21 protein-coding genes and 1 pseudogene are annotated in these 24693 nt (G+C 65.6%); 18 read left to right on the forward strand and 4 right to left on the reverse strand.

Annotated elements, in window-relative coordinates; all coding sequences use genetic code 11:
- Window positions 1-126 precede the first annotated feature (126 nt).
- The 3 genes from E9229_RS11405 to E9229_RS11415 all read left to right on the forward strand — a co-directional run bounded on the left by E9229_RS11405 (window position 127) and on the right by E9229_RS11415 (window position 3835).
- Window positions 127-1047 (forward strand): hypothetical protein, encoded by a 921-nt coding sequence (locus tag E9229_RS11405; protein WP_183511337.1) that lies wholly within the window; start codon window positions 127-129, stop codon window positions 1045-1047.
- 164 nt (window positions 1048-1211) lie between these two features.
- A complete protein-coding gene (locus E9229_RS11410; RefSeq protein WP_183511338.1) occupies window positions 1212-3011 on the forward strand; it encodes a proline--tRNA ligase in 1800 nt (599 codons plus the stop codon).
- Window positions 3012-3064: 53 nt separating this feature from the next.
- The gene (locus E9229_RS11415) at window positions 3065-3835 is read left to right on the forward strand and encodes a sulfite exporter TauE/SafE family protein (protein WP_183511339.1); all 771 of its coding nucleotides are present in this window, start codon (window positions 3065-3067) and stop codon (window positions 3833-3835) included.
- 44 nt (window positions 3836-3879) lie between these two features.
- On the opposite strand, the gene E9229_RS11420 is transcribed toward E9229_RS11415, so the two are convergent.
- Window positions 3880-5121, reverse strand: coding sequence for a hypothetical protein (locus tag E9229_RS11420; protein ID WP_221184443.1), 1242 nt, complete (start codon window positions 5119-5121; stop codon window positions 3880-3882).
- A gap of 97 nt (window positions 5122-5218) precedes the next feature.
- Between E9229_RS11420 and rimP the strand changes: the two genes are divergently transcribed.
- The 5 genes from rimP to rbfA all read left to right on the forward strand — a co-directional run bounded on the left by rimP (window position 5219) and on the right by rbfA (window position 10867).
- Window positions 5219-5788, forward strand: a complete 570-nt coding sequence (gene rimP / locus E9229_RS11425) for a ribosome maturation factor RimP (protein ID WP_183511341.1) — start codon at window positions 5219-5221, stop codon at window positions 5786-5788.
- A 1-nt stretch (window position 5789) separates the two neighbouring features.
- Window positions 5790-6764 carry a transcription termination factor NusA gene (gene nusA, locus E9229_RS11430; protein ID WP_183511342.1) on the forward strand — a complete coding sequence of 325 codons (975 nt, stop codon included), beginning with the start codon at window positions 5790-5792 and terminating at the stop codon, window positions 6762-6764.
- 177 nt (window positions 6765-6941) lie between these two features.
- The gene (locus tag E9229_RS11435; RefSeq protein WP_312855703.1) at window positions 6942-7268 is read left to right on the forward strand and encodes a YlxR family protein; all 327 of its coding nucleotides are present in this window, start codon (window positions 6942-6944) and stop codon (window positions 7266-7268) included.
- Between the two features lie 165 nt (window positions 7269-7433).
- Window positions 7434-10319 (forward strand): translation initiation factor IF-2, encoded by a 2886-nt coding sequence (gene infB / locus E9229_RS11440; RefSeq protein WP_183511345.1) that lies wholly within the window; start codon window positions 7434-7436, stop codon window positions 10317-10319.
- A gap of 110 nt (window positions 10320-10429) precedes the next feature.
- Complete coding sequence (gene rbfA, locus E9229_RS11445; protein WP_183511346.1) at window positions 10430-10867, forward strand: 30S ribosome-binding factor RbfA; 438 nt, start codon at window positions 10430-10432, stop codon at window positions 10865-10867.
- A 117-nt stretch (window positions 10868-10984) separates the two neighbouring features.
- Here rbfA and E9229_RS11450 read toward each other — a convergent pair whose 3' ends face one another.
- Entirely contained in the window at window positions 10985-12100 is a 1116-nt protein-coding gene (locus E9229_RS11450; protein ID WP_183511347.1) for a ScyD/ScyE family protein, read from the reverse strand.
- A 442-nt stretch (window positions 12101-12542) separates the two neighbouring features.
- On the opposite strand from E9229_RS11450, the gene truB reads away from it, so the two are divergent.
- The 10 genes and pseudogenes from truB (at window position 12543) to E9229_RS11500 (ending at window position 23239) form a co-directional block, all read left to right on the forward strand.
- The gene (gene truB, locus E9229_RS11455; RefSeq protein ID WP_183512026.1) at window positions 12543-13418 is read left to right on the forward strand and encodes a tRNA pseudouridine(55) synthase TruB; all 876 of its coding nucleotides are present in this window, start codon (window positions 12543-12545) and stop codon (window positions 13416-13418) included.
- A 44-nt stretch (window positions 13419-13462) separates the two neighbouring features.
- Window positions 13463-13837 carry a hypothetical protein gene (locus tag E9229_RS11460; protein ID WP_183511348.1) on the forward strand — a complete coding sequence of 125 codons (375 nt, stop codon included), beginning with the start codon at window positions 13463-13465 and terminating at the stop codon, window positions 13835-13837.
- Window positions 13834-14325, forward strand: coding sequence for a hypothetical protein (locus E9229_RS11465; protein ID WP_183511349.1), 492 nt, complete (start codon window positions 13834-13836; stop codon window positions 14323-14325). The genes E9229_RS11460 and E9229_RS11465 overlap by 4 nt, the downstream gene beginning before the upstream one ends.
- A 161-nt stretch (window positions 14326-14486) precedes the next feature.
- Window positions 14487-15434 carry a bifunctional riboflavin kinase/FAD synthetase gene (locus E9229_RS11470; RefSeq protein WP_312855673.1) on the forward strand — a complete coding sequence of 316 codons (948 nt, stop codon included), beginning with the start codon at window positions 14487-14489 and terminating at the stop codon, window positions 15432-15434.
- 20 nt (window positions 15435-15454) lie between these two features.
- Entirely contained in the window at window positions 15455-16240 is a 786-nt protein-coding gene (locus tag E9229_RS11475; protein WP_183511353.1) for a class I SAM-dependent methyltransferase, read from the forward strand.
- Between the two features lie 133 nt (window positions 16241-16373).
- Window positions 16374-16643: a 30S ribosomal protein S15 gene (rpsO, locus tag E9229_RS11480; RefSeq protein WP_183511355.1), complete on the forward strand. Its 270-nt coding sequence runs from the start codon at window positions 16374-16376 to the stop codon at window positions 16641-16643.
- Window positions 16644-16912: 269 nt separating this feature from the next.
- Window positions 16913-19144 (forward strand): polyribonucleotide nucleotidyltransferase, encoded by a 2232-nt coding sequence (locus tag E9229_RS11485; RefSeq protein ID WP_183512027.1) that lies wholly within the window; start codon window positions 16913-16915, stop codon window positions 19142-19144.
- A 208-nt stretch (window positions 19145-19352) separates the two neighbouring features.
- Window positions 19353-20753, forward strand: a complete 1401-nt coding sequence (locus tag E9229_RS11490; RefSeq protein ID WP_312855674.1) for a M16 family metallopeptidase — start codon at window positions 19353-19355, stop codon at window positions 20751-20753.
- Between the two features lie 259 nt (window positions 20754-21012).
- Window positions 21013-22542 (forward strand): alanine/glycine:cation symporter family protein, encoded by a 1530-nt coding sequence (locus tag E9229_RS11495; RefSeq protein WP_183511357.1) that lies wholly within the window; start codon window positions 21013-21015, stop codon window positions 22540-22542.
- A 355-nt stretch (window positions 22543-22897) separates the two neighbouring features.
- Window positions 22898-23239, forward strand: a pseudogene (locus E9229_RS11500) (YciI family protein).
- A gap of 18 nt (window positions 23240-23257) precedes the next feature.
- Here the strand turns inward: E9229_RS11500 and E9229_RS11505 are convergent.
- The gene (locus E9229_RS11505; RefSeq protein ID WP_183511359.1) at window positions 23258-23569 is read right to left on the reverse strand and encodes a MoaD/ThiS family protein; all 312 of its coding nucleotides are present in this window, start codon (window positions 23567-23569) and stop codon (window positions 23258-23260) included.
- Window positions 23570-24685, reverse strand: coding sequence for a GTP 3',8-cyclase MoaA (gene moaA / locus E9229_RS11510; RefSeq protein WP_183511361.1), 1116 nt, complete (start codon window positions 24683-24685; stop codon window positions 23570-23572).
- Window positions 24686-24693: the final 8 nt, after the last annotated feature.

The raw sequence follows: 24693 nt of genomic DNA on the forward strand, positions 1-24693 counted from the left end.
AGTTCTCCCCATTCAAAAGGTCGGGATGGTCGCCACCGGGCCTGTAGGGTTTAGCGCAAGAGGAAGTTAGGCCAATCAATCGCCTAAGTCCAGTCCCAGGAACTCCAGCACGAGGTAACGATCATCATGAAGAAGACAGCTTTCCTTGCCCTTCCCTTCGCAGCAACACTCGCACTGACCGGTTGCGGCGCTCTGGGCTTCCCGGCGGCGAGCCAGACCGCGACGACGCAGGCGGCCGCTCCCACTACCGAAGCCGCCGCGGCACCCTCGGCCGTGGTCCCGTCCCCGGCGCCGACCACCGGGGCTCCGTCCCCGACCCCTGCGGATCAGCAGCCCACGACCGAGGCGGCTCCCGAGGTGGCTGTGACACCGGACGCCGAGGCGCCCGCCACCGGCGCCTCAGAGCAGCCCACCGGAACGAGCTATGTCCCAGCCGCGGGCTCTGGCCAGCTCACCGACGCGCAGCTGGCCTCGGTCATGGATTACGTGAAGAGCAGTTTCCCGAGCAATGGCGCCGTCATCCTGGACAGCGCCACGATCAAGGATGCCCTGCCGATGGCCACTTCCCTGGCCGAGAGCATGGACGTCGAGCCGGCGTCATGCGGCGCGCTGGCCAGCACCAGCACCCCGGCAGGCTTTGAATCGCTGACCATGTCTGCCCTGTCCTGGCCGGGCGCACAGCTCGGCGCCGTGAACACCGTGGGCATCAACTCCTTCCCGAACGCCGCGGCGGCATCCGACGCCGCCCGGGAAAACAAGGCCTTGGTGGCCGCCTGCCCGAGCTTCACCATGAACATGGCGGGCATCAAGGTCAAGGCCACCACGAAGCCGGACAACGCCTTCACGGGCAAGGCCGGCTTCGTCGATGCCTGGGTCAAGGGCATCGAGGTGGACGGTGCTGTCGTGAACACCGCGTCGGTGACCTACCTCGTGGGCAACAACGTGGTGACGGCCACCGTTTCCGGCACCGGCGATGGCATCGAGCTGATGACCGACGCCGAGATGATGTCGGCTACGACCCTGAGCGGCCTCCAAGAGAACAGCTAATCGGCTGGCCCTTACCCGTCCTGGCAACCTCCCGGGATGCCCAGGCGGTGTCCCGGGCGGTGCGCGTTGGGTGCCGGGCCGGGGTACGGGTAAATTGGGTAGGTGCCCTACCGGGGCAGTCCCACCGATTAGCGGCTCCCGGGCCGCGGAAACGGATAGTTAGCGTGGTCCTTCGACTTTCCTCACTGTTCCTGCGCACGCTGCGCGAAGATCCCGTCGATGCCGAGGTCGCCAGCCATAAGCTGCTGGTTCGCGCCGGATACATCCGCCGTGCCGCCCCGGGCATCTACACCTGGCTGCCGATGGGCCTGCGCGTGCTGGCCAAGGTCGAGGCCATCGTCCGCGAGGAAATGAACTCCATCGGCGCCCAGGAAGTCCACTTCCCGGCACTGCTGCCGCGCGAACCCTACGAGGCGACCAACCGCTGGACCGAATACGGCGAGGGCCTGTTCCGCTTGCAGGACCGCAAGGGCGCCGACTACCTGCTGGCCCCGACCCACGAGGAGATGTTCACCCTCCTGGTCAAGGATCTGTACAACTCGTACAAGGACCTGCCGGCGTACCTGTACCAGATCCAGAACAAGTACCGCGACGAGGCCCGTCCGCGGGCAGGCCTGCTGCGCGGGCGCGAATTCATCATGAAGGACTCCTACTCCTTCGACATCGACGACGATGGACTGGAGGCCGCATACCAGGCACACCGGGCCGCGTACATCAAGATCTTCGCCCGTCTGGGCCTGGAGGTCCTGCCGGTGTTCGCCACGGCCGGTGCCATGGGCGGATCCAAGTCCGAGGAGTTCCTGCACCCGACCCCGGTCGGCGAGGACACCTTCGTGCGCTCGGCCGGGGGATACGCTGCCAACGTCGAGGCGGTGACCACCGTGGTGCCGGCGGACATCGACTTCACCGACGCCCCGGCGTTCGAGGTCATGGACACCCCCGACACCCCGACCATCGACACGCTGGTCGCCGTCGCGAACCAGATGGCGGCCCGCCCCGAAGGGCCTTGGGAAGCCATTGACACGCTCAAGAACGTGGTGCTGGCCGCCAAGCTTCCCACCGGTGAGCGCCAGCTGGTGGTCCTGGGCGTGCCCGGTGACCGCGCTGTCGACTTCAAGCGCGTCGAGGCGAACATCGCCTCGCACCTGGAGGTCGGCGGCGAGGTGGAAATCGAGGCGGCGACCGAGGCCGACCTGAAGAAGCACCCGACCCTGATCAAGGGCTACATCGGCCCGGGCAACGGCCTGGACCACGCAGTGCTCGGCTCCCAGGGCGCCAGCGGCATCCTCTTCCTGGTCGACCCGCGCGTGGTCTCCGGGACCAGCTGGATCACCGGCGCCAACGAGGCGGGCAAGCACGTCTTCGGCCTCGTCGCTGGCCGCGACTTCACCTGGGACGGCACCATCGAGGCCGTCGAGGTCCGCGCGGGTGACCCCGCACCGGACGGATCCGGTCCGCTGGAAACCGCCCGTGGCATCGAAATGGGCCACATCTTCCAGCTGGGGCGAAAGTACGCCGAGGCGCTGGACCTGAAGGTGCTGGACCAGAACGGCAAGCTCAAGGTCGTCACGATGGGCTCCTACGGCATCGGCGTCACCCGCGCCGTCGCAGCGCTGGCAGAGTCCAACCACGACGAGAACGGCCTGGTCTGGCCGCGCAACGTGGCACCGGCCGATGTGCATCTGGTCGTTACCGGTAAGCAGGCCGAACTGTTCGAGGCGGCCGAGAAGATCGCTACCGAGCTCGAGGCCCGCGGCATCGAGGTCATGTACGACGATCGTCCCAAGGTCTCGGCCGGTGTGAAGTTCTCCGACGCCGAACTGATCGGCGTGCCGACCATCGTGGTCATCGGCCGCGGCCTCGCGGAAGGCGTTGTCGAGGTCAAGGACCGTGCCACCGGCGAGGCGGCCAACGTCGCGGTGGACGAGGTAGTGGAACTGCTCGTGACTACGGTCAACGGCTAATAATTCCGATGCTCGACTGGGCGGTTTTTTTCGGGGGTTCCGGTCTGCAGGACATGCAGACCGGAACCCTCGTGCTCATTTTGCTGGCGGGTTTTGCCGCCGGCTGGATCGACGCGGTGGTCGGTGGCGGCGGTCTGCTGCAGCTGCCGGCGTTGCTGCTGGTTCCCGGGATCTCGCCGGTACAGGCGCTGGCCACCAACAAGTTGGGTTCCCTCTTCGGGACCACCACCAGCGCCATCACGTATTACCGGCGGGTGCATCCGGATCTGCGCACGGCGCTGCCGATGGCCGCCGTGGCACTGGCCGGCAGCTTCGGCGGGGCGATCCTGGCCACGCTCCTACCGGCCGAGGTGATCAAGCCCGTCATCATTGCCGCGTTGATCGCCGTCGGACTGTTTACGATGCTGCGGCCCACCGCCGGTGAACTCACGGCGCTGCGCTATTCCGGGGCCAGACACCACGCGACGGCTGCCGTTATTGGGCTGGTCATTGGCGGCTATGACGGGTTGATCGGCCCGGGCACCGGTTCCTTCCTGATCATCGCGATGGTCACGCTGCTGGGCTATGACTTCCTGGCTGCCAGCGCGAAGGCGAAGATCGTGAACATGGCCACCAACCTCGGCGCGCTGGCCTTCTTCGTGCCCACCGGGCACCTGCTGTGGGGGATCGGGCTCGTCCTCGGTATGGCGAATATGCTCGGCGGCTATCTGGGTGCGCGCATGGCGGTGAGCCGCGGCAGCAAATTCATCAGGATCGTGTTCCTCTGCGTCGTCGGCGTGCTGATAGTGCGCCTGGGCTACGACGTGTTGTTCCCGGAAGCCTAGGTCTCCCGGTCCGCCTTCGGCAGGTTCAGCCGGATGCCTCGCGGCTACTGGCTTGGAGCCGTGGGCGACCCCATGGTGGTTTCCGGGGACTCCTGTGTGCTTTGAACCCGCATGAAGTCCGGCACGATGCCGGTGACCTGGCGTGCCTGCAGGGCCTGGAACCAGGTGGTCCGGAGCAGGAAGCTGCGTGCCTCACCGCTTTGCGTGGCCGCGGCATCCCGCAAAAGCAGCGCAAGTTGGCCCTCGCCGCTGCGCGCGGCGTCCAGCGGATTTTGGCGCGCGTCGGCCGGCAGCTGATAGGCGGCCTGCCGCAGTGGTGCACAGTTCCATGAGGCATCGACTTGGCCTTCTAGGGTGCTGGCGAAACCCACCAAGACCTTTTCCCGGTCCCAAGCCGCTGTGCGCAGCGTCCCGGTTCTCCGGGCGCCGGCAACGTCGTAGGCGTATCCCATCGAATAGGCGGCATCAATGACTTGCCCGAGCAACAAGCCGGATTGGCCCGCAGCCGGGTCCAATGCTGCGTCGGAAGCCGACTGTTCGGTTGTCGGACAGGCACCGAAGGTGAGCTCGGGCAATCCTTCCTGCGCCGAGAGCCCGATGCTGGCTCCCGTCGAGGGCGCCTCTTCCCCGGCAACTGCCGAGGACTGCGCATCAACCGGCCAGTTGGTGGCGGGACTGGGCAGCCCGTCGATGTCTGCGGCGCTGGCCCCGGCCGCGGAAGCGATGTTTCGGGCTTGAAGGATCAGCTCGATGCCGGAGCCGGAAAGTCGCCGAGCTTCCTGCTCGGGGGCCTGAATGCCGGCCTTCAGCAGGTTGTTTCCCACCTTTGCCAGATTAGTGCTGAACGCGGAGACCGAGAGCGGGGGAAGGGCCGCAACGGGTGCATCGGTTGCCGGCGCGCTCCTCGGGTCCGCCTCGGCCGCGGCCGAGGCCCCGGGTGTGAGTAATTCGACATGCTTCTCCAACATCGCCACGCTGGCCTGCAATGCGGCCGTGGTCCGGGCGTTGGTCGAGGACTCCGGGTAGGCGATCATGTATCGCAGATCGGCGAGCAGCGGCCCGAGGTCATCGGTGGGCGCGGGATCCGGCACAACAACCGGCGTGTTGCCCCAAAAACGTTGCCATTCGGGGGTATCGCGCTGCAGGTACATGCCGCCACCGGTTACCGCCACGGCGCTCAGGAGCGCAACGAGGATCCCCGCCGTGAGCAGGGGAGCCCGGCCCTTGCGCCGTCGGGGTCGGGTAGTGCCGGGGGAGCTGGGATCATCGTGAATTGCCATCAACATGATCATCCCATGCCGCGTCGGGGAGGATCGAGGCATGCCGTGACGGGAGATAGCCGATACTCTTGGATGACAACATCATTACGTGGGAGGAAATGCCATGACCGGCACGCCGGCAGATACCCAGCTTGAGGCTAATCGCCTAAAGAAACTACTGGAGCCCACCGTTGCCTCCCACAGCCTGTACCTCGAGGACGTCGAGGTACGCAACGCGGGCGCCCAGCGCATCGTACACATCGTGGTCGACCTGCTTGAAGGCACCGGCGGAGTCCAGCTCGATACCATCGCCGAGGTTTCACGCTCGGTGTCCGACGTCCTTGACGCAGACCCGCTGGATGGGGCCACGCCCTACGACCTCGAGGTCTCCTCGCCGGGCGTATCGCGTCCGCTCACCGAGCTGCGCCACTGGCGCCGCAACGTGGGCCGCATGGTGAAGATCAACATGATCGGGGAGGAAAACCTCATGGGACGCGTCATGGCGGTCACCGAGGACTCCATCACCGTGGTCCCCGAGCTTGAGGTTAAAAAAGGCATGAAGGCCAAGCAGGGCCCGGAGCGGGTCCTGGAATTCAGCGGCATCCGCCGCGGCAACGTCGAAGTCGAATTCACGCATGTCGACGACGCGGACCTTGAAGAACTAGACATCGACGAAGAGACTGAGGAGGCCTGAGTTGGACATTGATATGAGCGCACTGCGCATGCTCGAGCGCGAACGGGAAATCCCGTTGGAAGTGCTGATCCCCACCATCGAGCAGGCCCTGTTGCTGGCTTACCACAAGTCACCCGGTGCAGTGCCGCAAGCTCGTGCCCAGGTCGACCGCAAGAGCGGCCGCGTGACGATCCTCGCCACCGAGATGGACGACGACGGCACCCCGATGCCCGAATTCGACGACACCCCGACCGGTTTCGGCCGCATCGCCGCCTCGACGGCCCGCCAAGTCATCCTGCAGCGCCTGCGCGATGCCGAGGATGACAACATCCTGGGCGAGTTCAAGGGCAAGGAAGGCGAACTCGTCTCCGGTCAGATCCAGCAGGGCAACAACCCGATCATGGTCCAGGTCAACCTGGGCGTCGTCGAAGGCCTGCTGCCGCCGCCGGAGCAGGTTCCGGGCGAGAAGTACGTCCACGGCAACCGCATCCGCGCCTACGTCGTCGACGTGCACAAGGGCCCTAAGGGCCCGTCGATCACGCTTTCGCGTTCACACCCGAACCTGGTCCGCCGGCTCTTCGAGATGGAGGTCCCGGAGATCGCCGACGGTGCCGTGGAAATCATGGCCCTGGCCCGCGAAGCCGGACACCGCACGAAGATCGCGGTGCGCGCCACTGCAGCGGGAGTCAATGCCAAGGGCGCCTGCATCGGCGAAATGGGTTCCCGCGTCCGTGCCGTCATGACCGAGCTGAACGACGAGAAGATCGACATCGTCGACTTCAACGAAGACCCGGCAAAGTTCATCGCCTCGGCGCTCTCGCCGTCCAAGGTGAACTCGGTGACCATCGTTGATCCGGCCACGCGGTCGGCCCGCGTCGTGGTTCCCGACTACCAGCTGTCGCTGGCGATCGGCAAGGAGGGGCAGAATGCCCGCCTCGCGGCCAAGCTCACCGGCTGGCGCATCGATATCGTTTCCGATGGGGTAGTGCGCTCCTAGCGCGCCGCGCCTTCCGGGCCGCCGCCCGCCATCCCTCCGGGGTGGCGGGCGGCGGCCTTTATCGGAGCGTGCGGTGCCGTAGTGGCCCACGGCACGCCACATCGTCCCGGGAAACGCGCTAGACTGGTCTGTGGCCCCGGGTGGGGGCGGTAATCGAATGCAGGAGTGAATCCGAACGTGAGTGCGCAACATACGCCGCAACGCACGTGCATTGGATGCCGTCAGACCCGGGACCAAGATCTGTTGATGCGCTGGGCCGTGGAACAGGGAGATGGCCGTAGCGTCGTCGTTCCCGATCCACGCCGGTGCATGTCCGGCAGGGGCGCATGGCTGCACCCCACGCCGGAATGTGCCGCTCTGGCCCTCAAGCGCCGGGCATTCCCACGGGCCTTCAAGAAGGCCGTGGACGATGCCGGTGTGCTCACGGCGATGGCTGCACATGATTCCTCAACCGGAGGAAACATCAACACGAGAATCCAACCTGAGAGCGGGTCAGCGAACTGATGGAAACCCGATGAGTTCCAAGCGATGAGCGCCTGAAAATGACTCGTCATTTAAGCGCCGAAGTGCCCATGTCGTCCGTCCCGGACGCCGGGCGAAACAAGCAAGAGTTGGCTCGTACTTAAGACTTTTTCACAAAGTGGTGGTGCGGGCCGAGACAGGAGAAATGTGGCCAAGGTCCGCGTACACGAGCTCGCCAAAGAGCTCGGAATCACTTCGAAGGATGCAGTGGCAAAGCTGCAGGAACTGGGCGAATTCGTCCGTTCGGCATCCTCCACCATCGAGGCACCCGTCGTGCGCAAGCTGCGCGACGCGTTCCCCGATGCGGTAGCACCCGCTGCCGCTCCCAAGGCACCCTCGGCTCCGAAGCCGGGCAACGCCGCCCCGAAGCCCGCAGCGGCAACCCCGGCCCCGGCCGTGGAAACCCCCGCTCCGGCACCCGCAGCAGCTCCGGCGGCAGCAGCCCCGGCCGCCGCTCCGGCAGCAGCAGCTCCGGAAGCTCCCGCGGCATCGGCTCCGGCCGCCGTTCCGGGCGCCCCGGCACCGAAGCCGGCAACGGCACGCACCGAGGCTCCGCGCCCCGGCGCCAAGCCGGGCGCTCCGCGTCCGGGCAACAACCCGTTTTCGTCCCAGCAGGGCATGCGTTCGGCAAACGACAACGACCGGGCAACCAGCGAGCGCCCCGGCGGCCCGCGTCCGGGTGGACCGCGCCCCGGTGGCCCGCGTCCGGGTAACAACCCGTTCTCATCCCAGCAGGGCATGCGTTCGGGCGGTGCTCCGCGTCAGGGTGGCGCCCCGGGTGCAGGTGGACCGCGTCCGGCAGGAGCCGGTGCGGCAGGTCCCCGCCCCGCAGGCGGAGCCAACGCCCGTCCGGGCGGTCCCCGTCCGGCCGGTGCCGGCGCAGCAGGCCCGCGCACGCCCGGTGGTGCTCGCGCTACTCCGGGCATGATGCCCAACCGTACCGAGCGTCCGGCTCCCGCAGCCGGCGCAGGTCGTCCGGGTGCAGGCGGCCGTGGCGGCGCAGCCCGTCCGGGTGGCGCTCCGGGTGCCGCAGGCGGCGCTCCGGGTGCAGGTGGCGGCTTCAAGGGCGGCGGCGGTCCGAACCGCGGTCGCGGTGGAACCCAGGGTGCTTTCGGTAAGGGCGGCGCCGGCCGCGGCAAGCAGCGCAAGTCGAAGCGTGCCAAGCGCCAGGAACTCGAGCAGATGAGTGCTCCGTCGCTGGGCGGCGTGAGCGTGCCCCGCGGCAGCGGCACCACGGAGATCCGTCTTCGTCGTGGCGCCTCGATCACCGACTTCGCCGATAAGATCGGTGCAAACCCGGCATCGCTGGTCACCGTGCTCTTCCACCTGGGCGAAATGGCAACAGCCACCCAGTCCCTGGATGAGGCGACCTTCGATATCCTCGGAGCCGAGCTCGGCTACAAGGTTCAGGTTGTTTCCCCGGAAGACGAAGAGCGCGAACTCTTCGAGTCCTTCTCGATCGACTTGGACGCCGAACTCGAGGCCGAAGGCGACGACGAGCTCGAAGCCCGCCCGCCGGTTGTCACCGTCATGGGCCACGTCGATCACGGTAAGACCCGTCTGCTCGATGCAATCCGTAAGACCAACGTCATCGAGGGCGAAGCCGGCGGCATCACCCAGCACATCGGTGCCTACCAGGTCCACCACGAACACGAAGGCATTGATCGCCCGATCACCTTCATCGATACTCCGGGCCACGAGGCGTTCACCGCCATGCGTGCCCGTGGTGCCAAGGTCACCGACATCGCCGTGCTCGTCGTGGCGGCGGATGACGGCGTCATGCCGCAGACGGTTGAGGCGCTTAACCACGCCCAGGCCGCAGGCGTGCCGATCGTGGTCGCGGTCAACAAGATCGACAAGCCGTCCGCCAACCCGGACAAGGTCAAGGGCCAGCTGGCCGAATACGGCCTGGTTCCTGAGGAGTACGGTGGCGACACCATGTTCATCCACGTCTCCGCTCTCAAGGGCGAAGGCGTCGACGACCTGCTCGACGCAGTGCTGCTGACCGCAGACGCCGCGTTGGACATGCGTGCCAACCCGAACAAGGATGCCCGCGGCATCGCGATCGAGGCCAATCTGGACAAGGGACGCGGTGCCGTGGCAACCGTCCTGGTCCAGTCCGGTACCTTGAACGTCGGCGACACCATCGTGGCCGGTACGGCACATGGCCGCGTGCGTGCCATGTTCACCGAAGACGGCACCACCGTCACCCATGCACTGCCCTCGCGCCCGGTCCAGGTCCTCGGCCTGTCCTCGGTTCCGCGTGCAGGCGACACGTTCCTGGTCACCGCCGACGAGCGCACCGCCCGCCAGATCGCCGAAAAGCGTGAAGCAGCGGACCGCAACGCCTCGCTGGCCAAGCGCCGCAAGCGCATCACCCTGGAGGACTTCGACCAGGCCGTCGCCGACGGCAAGATCGATACGCTCAACCTCATCCTCAAGGGCGACGTGTCCGGTGCCGTCGAGGCCCTGGAAGACTCGCTGCTCAAGATCGACGTGGGCGAGGGCGTGCAGCTGCGCGTCATCCACCGCGGCGTGGGTGCCATCACCCAGAACGACGTCAACCTGGCGACCGTCGACTCGGCCATCATCATCGGCTTCAACGTCAAGCCGGCCGAGCGTGTTGCCGAACTGGCCGACAAAGAAGGCGTCGACATGCGCTTCTACTCGGTCATCTACGGCGCCATCGACGACATCGAACTGGCACTCAAGGGCATGCTCAAGCCCGAGTACGAGGAAGTCGAACTGGGTACCGCGGAAATCCGCGAGGTATTCCGTTCCTCCAAGCACGGCAACATCGCCGGTTCCATCGTTCGGTCCGGTACCATCCGCCGTAACTCCAAGGCACGCGTCTTGCGCGCCGGCAAGATCATCGGTGAGAACCTCACCGTTGACTCGCTCAAGCGCTTCAAGGATGACGCAACCGAGGTCCGTACGGACTTCGAGTGTGGCATCGGCCTGGGTTCGTTCAACGACCTGCAGCCCGAGGACATCATCCAGACGTTCGAGATGCGCGAAAAGCCGCGCAACTAGTCCTTCGTGAGTAATGGCTGACGACGACGGAGCCCCACCCGCAACGGCGGGGCTCCGTCGTCGTTCACCCTTAACACTTCATCCGTAGCCAATCACACCAAGGAGCGATCATGGCTGATTCCGCACGCGCCGCCCGTTTGGCGCAACGCATCAAGGTGGTTGTCGCCCAAGCACTGGGCAAGGCCGTCAAGGACCCGCGCGTCGAGGCCATCACGGTCACCGACGCCCGCGTCACCAACGACCTGCAGCACGCCACCATCTACTACACCGTCTTCGGCGATGCGGAGGCCAAGGCGGACGCCGCGGCAGCCCTGGAGAAGTCCCGAGGGGTGCTGCGCAAGGAGGTCGGCCGCAACGTCACCGTTCGCCTGACCCCCACCCTGGAATTCGTCCCCGACGAGATCCCGGTCAACGCCTCCAACCTCGAGGCACTGCTGCGTTCCGCCAAGGAAAAGGATGCAGCAGTGGCTGCCCTTGCCGAGGGCGCGACGTTTGCAGGGGACGAAGATCCCTACAAGCGCGACGAGGAAGAGGACGAGCAGGCCTAGCCTGGCCGTCCCCGCAACGTGCATCGGACCGACCAGCCCCACCCCTTGCAGGGAGGGCCCGGTCGGCCCGATGTTTGTTTAAGCCCGGCAGTCCGTTCGACGGGACCCCAGGAGCTTCTACCAGCGGATCTTGGCGGTGACCAAAGATCCACCTTCAGGAGGATCGGCCATGACATTGGTCGTGACGGCCATCCTCTTGCCGCTGATGGCAACGTCGCCGGTCATGGGCGCCTTGAGTACCGTGATCTTTCGGCCACGGTCCAGTTTCACTACTCCATCTCCCATGAGCTGGCTGACGTACGCGCCTCCGGTGCCGGAGACGGCGATTCCGGTCGGTGCCGACAGCCCGGTGGCCAGCGTCTGGGTGTGGTGGGAGCGCAGATTCATCCGATAGGCCTTTCCCGTGGAAAGGCCTTCACCCGGAACCCCGGGAAGAACCGTGTAGTACAGCCAATCGCCCCGGACATCGACGTCGGTGGGCACTGCCTGTGCGTAGTAGGTGAGCCCGAGCATGCAGTTGGGGACCACCGCGCCCATCTCGGCGAAGGCGGCCGCCACAGCAGCGGTGATCTTGATCGGTTCCGCCGGCAGGGCCTTAACCAGCGAGACCTTCCCACGCTTGTTCACGTGAAGGATGGTGTTTGCCCCTGCATCGCCGACATAGAGCCCATTGCGGGTTGCGGTGGACGAATACGGGTGCGAGTAGACCTCTGCCGTATTCCCGAACTCCGGTGCTTGGGCCAGGCAAGCCTTTGAGGCCTTCCGCACCCCGTACACGGTCTTGCGGTCGGGGTTGTACTTCTTCTCGAAGACCGACAGGTCGGCCACGGTGCGTACCTTGCCGCGCTGGTCGATGGTCTTCAGCAGTGCCGGAAGCAGCTCGGTTGGCGGTTGCTCGGGGTTGTCCCCCTGTTCGTTGTCGAAGAAGTAGGTGGTGCCCGACCGGTACGAGACCCCGGCGATTTCATGGCCCGGAGCAGAGTACATGGTGCTCTTCTTGCCCGATGCGCTGATCCGGGTCAGCTTCCCGATGAACGACTCGGCCACCAGATAGCTGCCGTGGGGACCAAAGGCAACCTTCAGTGGTGAGGCCAGCCCGGAGGCCAAGGTCTTGACGTGCGAGACCGGTGGGTTGGGCGGATGCGGCTGCCGGTGGGCTTGGGCCGGAGCGGAGGTGAGGGTGACGGCCAGGGCCGCAGCGGCAATAGATGCCGCAATGGTGCGAGGTTTCATGAGAATCCCATCAAAGAGCTTCCCTGCTGTGCAGAGGCGCAAATGTGCAGGGCGCAAACGAAAAACACGGAATCCGTCACCGGGCCACGGGACCAGTGGTGCAAAAAGTGATGATTCTCGATTGGTGGTTCGGCATGGCTGGTGACGAGTGGGTGCCGCTATCGGCGATGGGGGAGAGCGCCAGCTCGCTGTCCCGGCACGTGCTGTGGCGCGGTGCGTGAGCCACATATGGCGCAACCATAGCCATCGGAAAAATGGGTGTCAACAGCAGGGGTCAGCCGATTGAGGAACAGAGGGGTGGCCGAGGGGACCGGAAAATGGCGAGGGTAGGCACCGGGGTGCTGCTCTTGAGGCGCAACGGGGGACTCGGCGGAATTGCCGCATCCGAAAGCCGCCTATACTGGAGTGCGTGAAAACAGGCCACGAGAACAACACCGACGGAATCGGCTCCGGATTGGTGATCATCGACAAACCGCAGGGTTGGACCAGCCACGATGTGGTGGGTCGTACCCGCCGTCTTGCGGGCACCCGCAAGGTCGGCCATGCCGGCACCTTGGACCCGATGGCCACCGGAGTGCTCGTGCTGGGCATCAACAAGGCCACGCGCCTGCTGACATACATCGTGGGCGCGTCCAAGACCTATACGGCCACCATCCGGCTCGGGGAATCAACGATTACCGACGATGCCGAGGGTGAGGTCATCGAGCGCCGCATCGCCGCAGCAGTCACCGAGGAGCAGATCCACGCGGGCATCGCCGCCCTGACGGGGGAGATCGAACAGGTGCCCTCATCGGTCAGCGCGATTAAGGTCAATGGCGAACGCTCCTACGCCCGCGTGCGTGCCGGCGAGGAAGTGAAGCTCAAGGCCCGCCCGGTCACGATCAAGCGCTTCGAGGTCCACGACATCCGCCGTGAACGCGGCGGCAAGGTGCTGGACATCGATGTGACGGTCGATTGCACTTCCGGCACCTACATCAGGGCACTGGCCCGAGACCTGGGCGCCGCACTGAACGTCGGCGGGCACCTGACCGCGCTGCGCCGCACGCAGGTCGGCCCCTACACGCTTGAGCAGGCCCACACGCTTGAGGAGCTGGCTAAGGAATTCAGCTACCTCGAGCTGGACGACGCCGCGGCTGCCCTCTTCCCACGCCGGGACCTGACCGAGGCCGAGCGCGTCGAGCTCTCCTACGGACGTCGCATTGCCGAATGCGATACGGACGAGATCACCGCCGCCTTCGCTCCCGACGGCTCGCTCGTTGCGCTGTTGAAGAACAAGGCCGGCCAGGCAAAGCCGGAACTGGTCTTCGCCACAGCCTGAGGTACCGCCCCACCCAACACCACCGAAAAGAGGACAGGTCCGCCGTGATTGTTGACGGATTCTTCATCGCTGGCGCCCTGATCTGTGCTGTCACAGTGCTGCTGGGAGTTATCGCCGCGATCGCCCGCGACTACCCGGATGACTTCACTCTGGTCTCCGTCGCCGTGCTCGAGCTGTTTTTGCTGGTCTATGGGGTCTCGGCGGCCATCAGGCAGGCCGGTGGGCAGGCGATCTCCGGTGAGTCCTGGGAGTTCTGGGGTTACCTCATCACGGCCCTGTTCGTGCCGGCGCTGGCCTTCATCTGGGCCGTGACCGACAAGTCGCGCTGGTCCAACCTGGTGCTGGCGGCCTCCGGCCTCACGGTCTTTGTCATGTTATTCAGGATGGAACAGATTTGGGATGGAGTGGTGGCAGCATGAGCACAGCAGGGGAAAACGGCGCATCTGCGCCGGCAAAGCGCTCACGTATCGTTGATGCGGCAGGAGCCAAGCGGCATCCCGGCAACGGGCGCAGCTCCGGGCTGGGACGGATCATCATCGCCGTCTACGGCATTCTGGCCCTCTCCGCCACGGTGCGGGCCGTCTACCAGATCCTGATGGATTTCCAGGGGGCGCCACTTGCCTACCTGCTCAGCGCCTTGGCGGGTGTCGTCTATATCGTTGCCACCCTTGCCCTGGCATCGCGGAAGCCGGGGTCCTGGAAGCTGGCCTGGTACGCGGTGCTGTTCGAGCTGGCTGGTGTGCTGGTCGTCGGAACGCTGAGCTTCGCGCTGCCGGCGCTCTTTGCGCACCCGGCCGTGTGGTCGCACTTCGGTGGCGGATACGGCTACGTCCCGTTGTTGCTGCCGCTGGTGGGCCTGTGGTGGTTGAACAAGCACCGCCCTCAGGCGCCGGCCGCCACGGCCTAAGCCTCCGATAGAGGGGACGCGGTCTCGGCTGATGACCGCTCGGCTCGGGGGTGTCTCGGGCCCGAACGTGCATGTCACGGTTCATGGACAGTGAACTTTTCGGCCATAATGGAAACGGCTGTCTTGAACCGGCTGGCCGCACCACCGATCAAAGGAATACCGTGCACTATTGGAAAGGCCTTGAAGCCGTCCCTGCTGGCTTCGGTCCATCTGTAGTCACGATCGGGAACTTCGACGGGGTCCACCGCGGCCACCGCGAGGTCCTGCAGGCAGTGGCGGAAACAGCCAAGCGCCATGCCGCCAGCGCCGTCGCGATCAGCTTCGACCCGCATCCGGCACAGGTCCACCGCCCCGAATCGGCGCCCGAACTGATCATGGGACTTGCCGACCGGATCGAGACGCTGGCGAACGAGGACCTCGATGCGCTGCTGATGATCCGCTACACGCTCGATTTCGCCCAGGCGAGCCCCGAGGAATTCGTCAAGTCCATCATCGTGGAACTCCTCGGCGCCTGTGCCGTGGTCGTCGGGCACGACGTGCGATTCGGCCATGGCAATGCCGGAGACTTCGCCACCATGTGCGAGCTGGGCGAGAAGTACGGCTTCGAGGTCATCGGCGTCGAGGACATCGGGGACCATCGCCGCTGGTCATCCACCTGGGTCCGCGAGGCCCTGAACAGGGGCGACGTGGAAACGGCGGCGCAGATCCTTGGCCGACCGCACCGAATGCGCGGCGAGGTGGTGCACGGTGCTGCCCGCGGTCGCGAACTGGGCTTCCCCACGGCGAACCTGGAAACCGCTGCCTCCGGCATCATCCCGGCCGACGGCGTCTATGCCGGTTGGCTGGTCGATGAGGCGGAGGTCCGCTGGCCCGCCGCGATTTCGGTGGGTTCCAACCCCACCTTCGAAGGCGTCAGCCGCCAGGTCGAAGCCCATGTGATCGACAGGCCCAGCGAGGGCGTCGAGGACTTCGACCTCTACGGCCAGCAGGTCGTTGTCGAATTCGTTGCGCACCTGCGCCCGATGGTCGCCTACCGAGGCGTCGAGGCGCTGATCGAGCAGATGCGCGAGGATGTCGAGCGCACCCGCGGCGTGCTCGTCAACGCCTGACCCGAATCCCCTGGAACACCATGTCTGACACACCCGAGATCCCGGCGTTGCCCGGACGCGCCTTCGAGCTGGACCCCGGCCGCCGCGAAACCCTGGCCGCCGCGTTCTCCGCCGGCGGCGACCACTACGACGCCGTACGCCCCGACTACCCCGAAGCCATAGTCGACTTCATGGTCCCCGCCGGGGCCCGCGCCGCGGCGGACGTGGGAGCCGGTACCGGGATCTTCACCCGGCACCTGATCGAGCGCGGCCTGGAGACCTGGGCCATCGACCCCTCGGTGGACATGCTTGCCGTGCTGGCCCGCAACCTGCCGGCCGCCCGGGTGCTCGAGGGCACGGCGGAGGCCACCGGGATCCCGCCGGCAAGCGTCAACGTGGTCTCCGTGGCCCAAGCCTGGCACTGGGTGGATCCGCTGGCAGCGAGCGCCGAAGCGGCACGGATCCTGCGCCCCGGAGGGCGTATCGCCCTGGTCTGGAACCAGCTGGACGTCTCGGTGCCGTGGGTGCACCGGCTGGCCCGCATCATGCATGCCGGGGATGTGCACCGCCCCGGCTTCGCCCCGCCGCTGGGCGCCGAGTTTGGGACACCGGTTTCCCACGAGGTCCGCTGGAACCAACCCGCAAGCACAAACGGCATCCTTGAACTGACCAAATCGCGCAGCTACTACCTACGCGCCTCGGCGGCAACCCGGGCCAAGGTCGAAGCGAACCTCGACTGGTACCTGCACGAGCACCTGGGTCATGGACGGGGCGCCGCATTGGAGCTTCCCTACCTGACCCACGCCTGGATCGCTGACCTGCGATAGCCGCCACATTCTGGGCCTGGCCCCGGATAACCGGTGTTAGACTGGTTGGCGGTGCCCGCTGCAGTCCGCGGTTGCGCGGTACCTTGCCGGAAACGGTGATTTTTTGAATCGCGGTACAACTCTAGGAGTTACTGTGGCACTTGACGCTGCTATCAAGACCGAAATCATGCAGGCCTACGCCACCAGCGAAGGCGACACGGGTTCACCGGAGGTACAGGTTGCTGTACTTTCCCGCCGTATCGCCGATCTGACGGAACACCTGAAGATGCACAAGCACGATCACCACACCCGCCGTGGCCTCATGGGCCTGGTTGGTCGTCGTCGTCGCATGCTCGGCTACCTGAAGAAGACCGACATTGCCCGCTACCGTGCGCTCATCGAGCGCCTCGGCCTGCGTCGCTAGGTTTGGTTGAGGGCGGTGCCGCCGGTACGGGAATTCCCGTACCGGAGGTACCGCCCTTAGTCTAGTAACAGGGTGTTTTGCACCCTGAACGCACCACCCCGATTATCAGGAGCAGCCAGACCACGGCATTCGCGGTCCTCGGTAGTGGTCTCCGGGATGCATACGGCATCCCGTGGGCCTCGATCGAAGACCGGGCGCCGGCGCACGGACCCATTCCGGGCATCAGGACAATGGCTGTCTCCGCACCAACAGAAATGGAGGTGACTCTCTTGGAGGGTCCCGAGATTCAGTTCGCCGAGGCAGTGATCGACAACGGTCGTCACGGCAAGCGCGTTATCCGCTTTGAAACCGGTCGCCTGGCCCAGCAGGCTGCTGGCGCCGCAATGGTCTACATCGACGAAGAGACCGCCCTGCTGTCGGCCACCACGGCCGGCAAGCACCCGCGTGAGGGCTTCGACTTCTTCCCGCTGACCGTGGACGTCGAGGAGCGCATGTACGCTGCCGGCCGCATCCCGGGCAGCTTCTTCCGCCGCGAAGGCCGTCCGTCAACGGAGGCCATCCTGGCTTGCCGCCTGATGGACCGCCCGCTGCGCCCGGCATTCGTCAAGGGCCTGCGCAACGAGGTCCAGATCGTCGTCACCGTACTGGCGATCAACCCGGACGAGCTCTACGACGTGGTGGCCATCAACGCCTCCTCGATGTCGACCCAGCTTTCGGGCCTGCCCTTCTCCGGCCCGATCGGCGGCGTCCGCGTTGCCCTGATCGACGATGGAAACGGCGCCCAGTGGGTTGCCTTCCCGAAGCACAGCCAGTTGGAAAACGCCGTGTTCAACATGGTCGTTGCCGGCCGTATCGCCGGCGATGACGTCGCGATCATGATGGTCGAGGCAGAAGCCACCGACAACTCCTGGAACCTCATCAAGGAACAGGGCCACACCGCCCCGACCGAAGAGGTCGTTGCAGAGGGCCTGGAAGCTGCAAAGCCGTTCATCAAGGCTCTGTGCGAGGCCCAGTCGGACTTGGCTGCCCGCGCCGCCAAGGAAACCGTCGAGTTCCCGGTCTTCCGCGACTACGAAGACGATGCCTTTGCAGCCGTCGAGGCAGCAGCGGGCACCAAGCTGGCCGGGATCTACACGATCGCCGGCAAGCAGGAGCGTGACAACGCAGCTTCGGCACTCAAGGACGAAGTAGTTTCCGCACTGATCGCCGAGGGCGCTGGGCTCGAAGGCCGTGCTTCCGAGGCCTCCAAGGCCTTCGGCGCAGTCACCAAGCAGGTCGTGCGCCAGCGCATCCTGCGCGACCAGGTCCGCATGGACGGCCGCGGGCTTTCGGACATCCGTAAGCTCACCGCCGAGGTCGAGGTCCTGCCGCGCGTCCACGGTTCGGCCATCTTCGAGCGTGGCGAAACCCAGATCATGGGCGTCACCACCTTGAACATGCTGAAGATGGAACAGCAGATCGACTCGTTGGGCCCGGTAACGCGCAAGCGCTACATGCACAACTACAACTTCCCGCCGTACTCCACCGGTGAGACCGGCCGCGTGGGTTCGCCCAAGCGCCGCGAAATCGGCCATGGTGCCCTCGCAGAGCGCGCCCTCATGCCGGTGTTGCCGTCGCGTGAGGAATTCCCGTACGCCATCCGCCAGGTCTCCGAGGCGCTGAGCTCCAACGGCTCCACCTCCATGGGCTCCGTTTGCGCATCGACCCTGTCGCTGCTCAACGCCGGTGTCCCGTTGAAGGCACCGGTTGCCGGCATCGCCATGGGCCTCGTCTCGGACGTCGTCGACGGTCAGACCCGCTACGCGGCACTGACCGACATCCTTGGTGCCGAAGATGCCATGGGCGACATGGACTTCAAGGTCGCCGGCACCGCCGAGTTCGTGACTGCCATCCAGCTTGATACCAAGCTCGACGGCATCCCGGCATCGGTTCTTGCAGCAGCCCTGAAGCAGGCACGCGAAGCGCGCCTGCACATCCTCTCGGTGCTCAACCAGGCTATCGACGCCCCGGACGAGCTCTCCACCTACGCGCCGCGCATCATCTCGGTGAAGATCCCGGTGGATAAGATCGGCGAGGTCATCGGCCCGAAGGGCAAGATGATCAACCAGATCCAGGAGGACACCGGCGCCGACATCTCGATCGAAGATGACGGAACGGTCCTCATCGGCGCGACCAACGGCGAATCCGCCGAGGCCGCCCGCTCGGCGATCAACGCGATCGCCAACCCGATGGTCCCCGAGGTCGGCGAACGCTACCTCGGCACCATCGTGAAGCTGACCACCTTCGGTGCGTTCGTTTCGCTGACCCCGGGCAAGGACGGCCTGCTGCACATCTCCGAGCTCCGTAAGCTCGCCGGTGGCAAGCGCGTCGATGACGTCGAAGACGTCGTTTCCGTGGGCCAGAAGCTCCAGGTAGAAATCACCAAGGTCGACGATCGTGGAAAGCTGTCGCTTGCCCCGGTCGTGGCAGAGGAAGAGCCTGCTGCCGAGGAAGAAGCGTAAGCTTCCTAGCTGGGTAAGACACCCCTTCGTCCGTTGAAAAACGGAGGAAGGGGTGTCTTGCTTTGTTAACCGGTACTGGTCAGCACGGGTGTGGTCACCGGGGCTGCCGGCCGACGCGGCAGTTTGAACACGCTATGGGATAATGGAAACCGTATGTTCGCGTCAGCGTAACTATGTTCAGACCTTCGTCGAATAAAGGACTTTCTCAGTGGTAATGATTCCGCTGCCGCTTGCCGGCTCCGGTGTACCCCCGGCTTCGCTGGGGGATACAGGCAACGGTGCCCCCGCTCCCATCGAAGCCGGGGACCCCACGATCCTGCACGGGGAGGCCGGCGGCGCACTAGTACGCCGCTCGGTCCTCCCCGGCGGGGTCCGGGTGCTCACCGAGGCAATGCCCGGCCAGCGCTCGGCCACGATCGGCTTCTGGGTCGGCGTCGGTTCACGCGACGAGGCCCCGGGCCAGCATGGTTCCACCCACTTCCTTGAGCACCTGCTGTTCAAGGGCACCAAGCGGCGCACGGCCATGGAGATCGCCTCGGCGTTCGACGAGGTAGGCGGCGAATCCAACGCCGCAACGGCGAAGGAAAGCACCTGCTACTTTGCCCGCGTGCTGGATAGCGACCTGGGCCTGGCCATCGACGTCATTGCCGACATGGTCACCTCGGCAGTGCTCGATCCGCATGAACTCGAGCAGGAGCGCGACGTCATCCTCGAGGAAATCGCGATGGATAACGACGATCCGGGCGACGTCGCACACGAGAAGTTCGTCGCGGCGGTCCTGGGCGACCACCCGCTGGGACGTCCCATCGGCGGCACGCCCGAGGCCATTCTGGCCGTTCCGCGAGAGTCCGTCTGGGAGCACTACCAGCGCTACTACAAGCCCGGTGAACTGGTCATTACGGCTGCCGGCTCGCTCGATCACGACGTGGTCTGCGAACAGATCATGGATGCGCTGCGCACCGCCGGCTGGGACCTGACCGAAGGGGTAGAACCCGAACCGCGCCGCAGCACCGCACCGGCCAAGATCGAGGGACAGCACACGATCGACGTTTTCCGCCGCCCGGTGGAACAGACGAACATCATCATGGGCTGCCCCGGCATCGTCGCCACCGACGAGCGCCGCCACCAGATGAGCGTGCTCAACGCCGTACTGGGCGGGGGCATGTCTTCGCGCCTGTTCCAGGAGATCCGTGAGAAACGGGGGTTGGTCTACTCGACCTACTCCTTCTCCGCGGCCTACTCGGATGCCGGATACTTCGGCATGTACGCGGGCTGCTCACCGGCGAAGACCAAGCAGGTCATCGACCTGCTTGCGGACGAGCTGGAGAAGCTGGCCGAGCACGGCATCACGGAGGAAGAACTGCGCAAGGCCATCGGCCAATTGTGCGGCGGAACCGTGCTGGCGCTCGAGGATCCGGGATCGCGCATGTCGCGCCTGGGTCGTGCTGAACTGGTGACCGGTGTCTTCCACGACATCGATGACACGCTCGGCCGTGTCAAGGCAGTGACCTGCGGGCAGGTCCAGGAGCTGGCCCGAGAGCTGGTCTCCCGCCCGCGCACGATCACCGTCGTGGGACCGTTCGATTCACCGGCCGACTTCGGCATGTGATTCGACCCCGGGTCCCGGGACTATCAGGACCGCTCCCGCATCCCCCCATGAGGGGTGAAGCGGGGGCGGTCCTTTTGTGTGGGCATATTAAGCGTCCTTCGACCGCTTATCGCCAGAAATGGACCGCTGATCGCCGCTCATGGCGCAGAGGGTGGCGATTGGCACATCGGGAGTCGCTGGATCGCGTAGAATGTTCTCTTTGTGACGAAAGTCACCGATACTCAATTCGCACCCTCTCGAGAAGGATTGGACCAGTCACATGGACGATCTCGCAACAACCCTCGGTGACATTTCGTCTGTCATCTGGGGGCCCTTCCTGTTGATCCCACTGCTTCTGGGCACCGGGCTCTACCTGACCATCCGCCTCGGCGGGCTGCAGTTCTTCAAGCTGGGCGTCGCACTGCGCCTGGGCCTGCTCAAGCGCAAGGACCCGGGATCTGTTGGTGACATCTCCCAGTTCCAGGCGCTGACCACCGCACTGGCGGCCACCGTCGGCACCGGCAATATCGTCGGCGTGGCAACTGCCATCGGCATCGGCGGTCCGGGTGCCCTCTTCTGGATGTGGGTGACCGGTCTGGTCGGCATGGCAGCCAAGTACTCCGAGGCGTTCCTCGGCGTGCGCTACCGCGCCACCGATACGGCCGGGGAGAAGTCCGGCGGCCCGCAGTACTACCTTGAACGCGGCATCAGGGGCCCGCTGGGCAAGGTCCTGGCATTGACCTTCGCCGTCTTCGCGACGCTGGCCTGCTTCGGCATCGGCAACATGACCCAGGGCAACTCGATCGCCGCAAACATGGAAAAGAGCTTCTCCGTGACCCCTTGGGTCACCGGCGCCGTGCTGACCGTGATGGCCATGGTTGTCCTGGTCGGTGGCATCAAGTCCATCGGCAAGGTCACCGCCGCATTCGTGCCGGTCATGATCATCTTCTACGTGGGCGCAGCCATTTACATCCTGATCGCCAACGTCGCAGCCGTCCCGGCGGCCTTCGGCCAGATCTACTCCGAAGCCTTCACCGGTACCTCGGCGGTCGGCGGATTCGCCGGCTCGGTCATCATCATCGCCGTACAGTTCGGTGTGGCCCGCGGCATCTTCTCCAACGAGTCCGGCATGGGCTCGGCAGCCATCGCCGCAGCAGCAGCCCAGACCTCGCACCCGGTGCGTCAGGGCTTGGTGTCCATGACACAGACCTTCATCGATACCATCATCGTGGTCACCTGCACCGGCCTGGTCATCGTGACCACCGGTGTATGGAACCTGCAGGTTGCTGATCCGGATAAGCCGGGATCGTTGATGCAGATCCCGGCGGCGCTGATGACCGGCGAGGCATTCACCAACGGTCTGCCCGGCCAGTGGGGCCACTGGATTGTGACCATTGGCCTGGTCATGTTCGCCTTCTCCACCATCCTGGGCTGGTGCTACTACGGTGAGCGCAACATCGAACGCCTGATCGGACGCCGTGCGGTGATGCCGTTCCGCGTGGCCTTCTCACTGGTCGTCTTCATTGGCTGCACGGTCAAGCTTGAGGTCGTCTGGAACTTCTCCGACATGATGAACGGCTTGATGGCGCTTCCGAACCTGATTGGCCTGCTGATCATGTCCGGACTCATCGTGCGCGAAACCCGCCACTACCTCAAACACGATCCAAAGCTCGAGGCCACGAAGGACGAGATCGAGGCCTTCATGGCAGACCAGGACAGCTGGGCCGAATGGAAGTCCGGCGATGTCGTCGGCTCCAGCCACGCTTACCGCAAGACCGGCAAGCTCTCCGAAGCTGCGGAGCGGCACTAGTTAGTTGCATTGCCAAGTAGTACAGTGACGAAGCCCGTCGCCTTCCCCGAGCAGGGTGGGCGGCGGGCTTCGCTGTTTCCGGCAGGGCGTGACTGTCCGCAACTCAAGGATTCCGGTCATTGATGTGCCTAGTGGCGACGGGGTTGGGCTCGGCGGGGTTGGGTTCGGCGGCGATGGCGTCCGGCCTGGGCCGCGATCACCGCACCGTCTTCCTGCCCGAGCGTAAACCCCTCCGCGGCGGCTGGTTTCCGAGCGCTGCGGGGCATAGGATTCCAGCGCGATGATCGACGGAGATCGTGGGCCCCGGGTCGGATGCAGTCATCGAAACAAGGAACAAGGAACAAGGAGCAAGCGCATGGCCAAATACCTGATTTCATTCCCCGGCAGTGCGATGGACGTCTCGGCCGAGGAGCTTCCCGCGGTTTCGGACGCGTCGCATGCCGTCATCCAGGAGGCCAAGGACGCCGGCGTGTACGACTTCGGCGGCGGGCTGGACGAGGACGCAGCACCCGTCCTGGTAGCGGGTGATGGGTCAGCCGCTCCGGGCGCGTACCCGCAGCACAGGGAGCTCAGCGGCGGCTTCACCGTCTTGGAGGTGGCAACCCGACCGGAGGCGCTGGGCTGGGCCGCGTAGATCGCGGCCGCCTGCCGCTGCGCGCAGGAGGTCCGGAAGTTCGGGTTCGACCCGATGTCCTGACCTCGGCGTCCGGGAGGGTTATCCGCCGGCGAACGGCGGCAGGACGTCGAGCACGTCGGAGTCGTGCAGCACTCGGGAGTGGTCCTGTTCGGAGACCTGGTTGACCAGGAAGCTGGAGCGGCGCAGCACGCCGGCCAGTGAGGGCGCCTTGCGCACCAGTGTGGAGCCCGGTGCCAGCGGCTGTGCCGGGGTTTCCGGATGGAGTTCCTCGGCGAGGTGCACGAGTACGTCGGCCAGAGTCGGGTGCTCCAAGCCCAGTGTGGAGAGCCCGAGTTCCTCCTCCTGACGTCCTGCTGCTGCGGCTGCCGCCGCGAAATACCTGATCTGCACTTATCCTCCGATGGCGCTCATGGAGCGGTCCGATTGTACGAAATCCTTGGAACCCAGCCCCACGTGGTCCATGCCGTGGGCCCGGGGCTTGCCCCACATGGCGGCGCGCCAGCGTTCGCCGACGGCCGTGTCGTCAGAACCGTCGCGCAGCAGCGCGCTCAGGTCCGTTTCCTCGCGGGAGAAGAGGCAGCTCATGACCTTGCCTTCCGCCGTGATGCGAGTGCGGCGGCAGTCGGAGCAGAACGGTTCTGAGACCGAGGCGATGATCCCCACCGCGCCGAGGATCACCTGCGGATCATCAGGGGTGGAGACCATGAAGCGTTCGGCCGGGGCCCCATCGCGCGGGCGCGTATCCGGGCTGAGCAGGAAGCGGGTTTCCAGGTAGCCGCGCAACTGGGCGGCGGTGACCATGTTGTCCTTGCGCCAGGTGTGGTCGGCGTCCAACGGCATCTGTTCGATGAAGCGCAGCTCCAGGCCGCGTTCCAGCGCCCAGGCGAGGAGCTCGGGCGCCTGCACGTCGTTGATCCCGCGCATCAGCACCGCATTGATCTTGACCGGGGCCAGACCGGCGGCCAGTGCCGCATCGATACCCTCGAAGACCGAATCGATGTGGTTGCGGCGGGTCAGCGTGGCGAAGGTTTCGGCATGCAGCGTATCGAGGGAAACATTGATGCGGCTGAGGCCGGCCTCGGCGAGGGCCGCTGCCTTTTTAGCCAGTCCCACGCCGTTGGTGGTCAGCGAGATGGGCAGGTCAGGGTGTTCGGCCCGGACTGCAGCGATGATCTGGGCCAGGTCGACGCGCACCAGTGGTTCCCCGCCGGTGAGGCGCAATTCGCGGATGCCGAGGTCGCGCACGCCGATGCGCACGATCCTCGTGACCTCCTCCAGAGTGAGCAGCTTCGACTTGGGCAGCCAGGCAAGACCATCGGCTGGCATGCAATAGGTGCAGCGGAGGTTGCACTTGTCGATCAGGGAGATGCGCAGATCGGTGGCCTGCCGGCCGAACTTATCGCCCAGCCCGGGGGAGTCGGCCGGGGCGGGTGCCAGGAAGGTGGGGATGCCGAGGCTGATCGGCGCGCGCGCGGCCGGGGTGGTTGGTGCTGTGGTAGGTCCCATTTGTTAAG

The organism is Paeniglutamicibacter cryotolerans (genome assembly GCF_014190875.1).
In the GTDB taxonomy this organism is placed as follows: domain Bacteria; phylum Actinomycetota; class Actinomycetes; order Actinomycetales; family Micrococcaceae; genus Paeniglutamicibacter; species Paeniglutamicibacter cryotolerans.